The organism is Paraburkholderia sp. SIMBA_027 (genome assembly GCF_046535315.1).
Taxonomy (GTDB): domain Bacteria; phylum Pseudomonadota; class Gammaproteobacteria; order Burkholderiales; family Burkholderiaceae; genus Paraburkholderia; species Paraburkholderia tropica.
On sequence record NZ_JAWRWY010001389.1, the window covers coordinates 1 to 244 of the forward strand.

Below are 244 nucleotides of genomic sequence, written 5' to 3' on the forward strand. Positions count from 1 at the left end.
GAAAGAAACCGTCCAGGTGTCATAGTCCATCCCTGCGCCAGCCCGAGGCGTGGGAGCGGCGACGATATTCGTCGGCAGATCACACTGTGGCTGGGGCAGGTTCCAGCGGTTGTCCAGCACCAAATCCATGAGCTGGCTGGCCAGGTCGCAGGCGTCAAACGGCAAGGCGCCTGGCGCGACCATGGCCTTGAGCGAAATCGCCAAGGCGTGCGCCTTGCGCCCTTCGCGGGAGCGGATGCCCGGG

The 244-nt window shown here is 65.6% G+C and carries 1 protein-coding gene; it reads right to left on the minus strand.

What is annotated here, in order from left to right:
* The coding region (locus SB764_RS43745) for a hypothetical protein (RefSeq protein WP_410867270.1) at positions 1-204 on the minus strand (204 nt) is incomplete at its 3' end.
* Positions 205-244 lie beyond the last annotated feature (40 nt).